General features: G+C 35.9%; 4 protein-coding genes and 1 pseudogene. All 5 read left to right on the top strand.

What is annotated here, in order from left to right; all coding sequences use genetic code 11:
* Window positions 1–723 (top strand): 23S rRNA (uracil(1939)-C(5))-methyltransferase RlmD (rlmD, locus tag ACY65O_RS09645; RefSeq protein WP_462220646.1); only part of this gene is annotated, 723 nt, incomplete at its 5' end.
* A 24-nt stretch (window positions 724–747) separates the two neighbouring features.
* Window positions 748–1,446, top strand: coding sequence for a rhomboid family intramembrane serine protease (locus ACY65O_RS09640; protein WP_462220645.1), 699 nt, complete (start codon window positions 748–750; stop codon window positions 1,444–1,446).
* A 51-nt stretch (window positions 1,447–1,497) separates the two neighbouring features.
* A complete protein-coding gene (locus tag ACY65O_RS09635) occupies window positions 1,498–2,463 on the top strand; it encodes a rhomboid family intramembrane serine protease (protein WP_462220644.1) in 966 nt (321 codons plus the stop codon).
* Window positions 2,464–2,539: 76 nt separating this feature from the next.
* The gene (locus ACY65O_RS09630; protein WP_462220643.1) at window positions 2,540–3,667 is read left to right on the top strand and encodes an endonuclease/exonuclease/phosphatase family protein; all 1,128 of its coding nucleotides are present in this window, start codon (window positions 2,540–2,542) and stop codon (window positions 3,665–3,667) included.
* 161 nt (window positions 3,668–3,828) lie between these two features.
* Window positions 3,829–4,055: pseudogene (locus ACY65O_RS09625) on the top strand (cysteine--tRNA ligase); the annotation flags it as partial.

Below are 4,055 nucleotides of genomic sequence, written 5' to 3'. Positions count from 1 at the left end.
GAAGAAACAGAACGTAAAAAACTGCTGGATCATTTGTTGCAGCAGGTACCTTCCATAACTACTTTATTATTTACCGTCAACCCAAAATGGAACGATACCATTTACGATTTAACACCGCAGGTATATTTTGGAAAAGGCTTTGTTATAGAAAAACTTTCCACAGGATCCTTGGGAGAAGAGTTTCAATTTAAAATTTCTCCTAAATCTTTTTTTCAAACCAATACCAAACAGGCCGAAAAATTATACAGGGCTACAAGAGATTTTGCAGCACTAACCGGTAGCGAAGTGGTGTACGATTTATATTGCGGCACAGGCAGCATTGGCATTTTTGTAAGCCAGCATGCAAAAAAAATAATTGGGGTAGAAGTTATTGAAGAGGCTATTGCAGATGCTAAAGAAAATGCAGCCTTAAATAATATTACCCATGCCCAATTTTTTGCCGGCGATGTTATAAAAATTTGCAACGATGATTTTTTTGCTGCACACGGCAGGCCCGATGTAATTATAACCGATCCGCCAAGAGCAGGTATGCATGATAAATTAGTAACTAAACTTTTAGAAATTGCAGCCCCTAAAATAGTTTATGTAAGCTGTAACACTGCCACTCAGGCAAGAGACATAGCTTTGCTGAGCGAAAAATATACGGTAGAAAAAATTCAACCGGTAGATATGTTTCCGCACACACACCATATTGAATGTGTGGTGCTGCTGATATTGAAATAAAAATTTAAAAATTAACTTTACAAAATGGCATATAATAATTCCGGAAATAAAATACAAAGAGAAACGCCCATTATTTTTAATCTTATTGTAATTAATGTGCTGGTATTTGCAGCTCAAAACCTGGTATCACAATTTGATGTTACCAAATGGGGTTCGTTGCATTATTTTAAATCAGTCGATTTTAAACCTCATCAGCTTATTACCAATATTTTTATGCATGCCGATTTTGGTCATATCCTTTTCAATATGTTTGGGCTGTATATATTTGGTTCCATTTTAGAAAAATTTTGGGGTTCAAAAAAATTTCTGATTTTTTATCTTATCTGTGGCATTGGTGCGTCCATAGTTTTACAACTAACAATTCCTTTTAGTGCCGAGCAATTTGCAAAAAGTGCAGAGGCAGCGGAATATGGAGGTTATTCTGCCCAGCTGGTTAAAGAATATATAGAGCAATACAGCGCTTTGGGTGCTTCGGGGGCAATTATGGGAGTTATGGCAGCGTTTGCATGGCTGTTTCCTAATACAGAATTGTATGTAATGTTTATCCCTATTCCTGTAAAAGCAAAATATGTGATACCGGTTTTTGTGTTAATAGATTTATTTGGAGGTATCTACAAAATTAAAGGCGACAATATTGGCCACTTTGCACACTTAGGCGGCGCTTTAATTGGTTTACTATTGGTGATTTACTGGAACAAAACCAACAAAAAAACTTTCTATTAACTCTTAACATTATTATGTTATAACTGTTAGTAAATTTACAGCGTAAAAATTATGGGAGAGTCGGACAGATACCAGGATTACAGAGGATTAGCAAGGCGGAGGTTTACACTTGGCCAGGCAGGGAATGCACTTTTTGCATTGTTTGCCATTAATATGGTTTTCTTTTTTTTAATACTTATCTCAAGAGTTTTTTATTTATACACTCACCAGGGCGAGGGGGCAGCGGCGCTGGAGTTTGATGCTATACGCTGGGTTGCAATGCCAGCAAGCTTGGTTAAGTTAAGCGAATCTCCGTGGACAGTTTTAACTTTTATGTTTTCGCAGGGCGGTATGGATACATTTCCTTTACTGCTTGCCATGTTAACCAGCATGCTCTGGTTATGGGCCTTTGGATATATTTTGCAGGACCTGTCGGGCAATAAATTTATTTTTCCTGTTTACATTTATGGCAGTTTACTGGGGGCCATATTTTTTATTATTGCGGTGTATGCTTTGCCACCGCTTAGAGCAAATATTGGCAACGCTTATTTATATGGTTCGCAAACCGGCACCGCAGCTATTGCAATGGCGGTAACAACATTTTCGCCACGCTACCGCATTTTTAAAAATATTGGCAAGGGAATTCCGGTATGGGTTTTAACCGGTTTGTTTCTTTTAATAACTTTAATAAGCGCATTTTCTCTTACCAATGCTGGCAGCTTTGCCACGTTAGGGGGTGCATTAGCAGGGTTTTTATTTGTTTATTTATTACGGCAGGGAAAAGATTTAAGTGTATGGATGATTAATTTATACAACTGGGGCAGCAATCTTTTTAACCCCAATAAAAAGGCACCGGTAAATAAAATAAAAGAAAAAGTTTTTTATAATACCGGCAGCAGAAAACCATTTAATAAAACGGCCAACGTTACACAGCAGCGTATTGATGAAATATTAGATAAAATAAGCCAGCAGGGCTATCATTTTCTTACTGACGAAGAAAAAAATATTTTGAAAAGAGCCAGCGAAGAGGAGTTATAAGCTTTCTATCTTTTATAAAATTTGTTAACGTTTTAAGATTGAAATATTTTTAACCATCTGGTGTTATCTTTATGCAATGCCCAAAAGCCTTTTCCGCAGAATAACAAAAAAGTTTTTCATCATTACCAATATTATTTTGGCGGTATTATTTCTATTAGGCTGCTATGGCGGATGGTTTGATCCAAAATACTTTTGGCCACTCGGCCTTCTTACTCTTGCATCTTTTTATTTACTGGGTTTATTATTGCTGTTTGTTTTGTTTTGGTTGTTTGTAAAAGCAAGGTGGTCGTTAATTTCTGTAATTGCAATTTTAATGGCTTATAAACCAGTAACCAATATTATTCCAATCAGATTTTCAACCGGATTTGCAAAACAAAAACAAGATAGCAACTTACGCATAATGAGCTGGAATGTGGAGCACTTTGATATTTTAGAACACAAAACCCACCCAGAAAAAAAACAGCAGATGCTGGATCTGATAAAAGATTATCAGCCGGATATTGCAACTTTTCAGGAAATGGTGGGCAGCGATAATGTAGCCAAAGCAATTAATTATATTCCTGATATAACAGAGCAGGCGGCATTTACTGATTATAATTATTCTTACAACCCAAAACTGGATTTTGACGGGCAGCATCATTTTGGCATTATTACTTTTTCAAAATATCCCATCATTAATAAAAAAACGATGAGTTATTATCCAAACGATTACAATTCTATTTTTCAATACACAGATATTGTAAAAGGTGCAGATACTTTTCGTGTGTTTAATATTCATTTGCAATCGCTTAAATTCAGTGCCACTAATTTACAATACATAGAAAAACCAACTATTACCGACGACGGGGATCTGAAAAAATCGAGGAGCCTTATCAGTAAATTAAAAAAAGGATTTTTAAAAAGAAAAATACAGTCGGAAAGAATTAAAGAAGAAATGGATAAAAGCCCTTACCCGGTAATTGTGTGCGGCGATTTTAATGATGTGCCCAATAGTTATGCTTATACCACCATTGGCAAAGGCATGCAAAATGCTTTTGCAGAAAAAGGCAGCGGCATTGGCCGTACTTACAGTGGCATTGCTCCCACGCTGCGTATTGATAATATTTTTTTAGATTATAAATTTGAGGTAAAGCAGTTTACAAGAATCAATAAAAAATTAAGCGACCACTTTCCTGTTATAACTGATGCAGCAATAATAAAATAATGGTACTTTTGATTTTAAGATGAAAAAAACTACTCCATATTATTTTTTCTGTTGCCGTTGCGGCATGTAATATATCTTTGTCACGGCATCTTTTACAAAAAGTGCAAACATTATCAAATTAATTTTTCAAAGTAAAATAAATTCCCCTTAGGGGATAGGGTATGTCTTTAAAAATTTATAACACTATTTCCAGAGAGAAAGAAGAATTTAAACCTGTTACGCCGGAGCATGTGGGTATGTACGTATGCGGCCCAACAGTGTACAGCGATGTGCATTTAGGCAACTGCCGTACATTTATTTCTTTTGATATTATTTACCGCTACTTAACTTATGTAGGTTACAAAGTGCGTTATGTACGCAACATTACCGATGCCGGGCATTTGGAAGG

The organism is Ferruginibacter sp., assembly GCF_031430955.1.
Taxonomy (GTDB): Bacteria; Bacteroidota; Bacteroidia; order Chitinophagales; family Chitinophagaceae; genus Ferruginibacter.
This window is presented reverse-complemented; position numbering and strand designations above follow the sequence as displayed.

What these genes read in the sequence shown, in the direction of transcription:
- ACY65O_RS09630 (WP_462220643.1), top strand. Translation starts at nt 2,540, where the DNA reads ATGCCCAAAAGCCTTTTCCGCAGAATAACAAAAAAGTTTTTCATCATT.
- ACY65O_RS09635 (WP_462220644.1), top strand. Translation starts at nt 1,498, where the DNA reads ATGGGAGAGTCGGACAGATACCAGGATTACAGAGGATTAGCAAGGCGG.
- ACY65O_RS09640 (WP_462220645.1), top strand. Translation starts at nt 748, where the DNA reads ATGGCATATAATAATTCCGGAAATAAAATACAAAGAGAAACGCCCATT.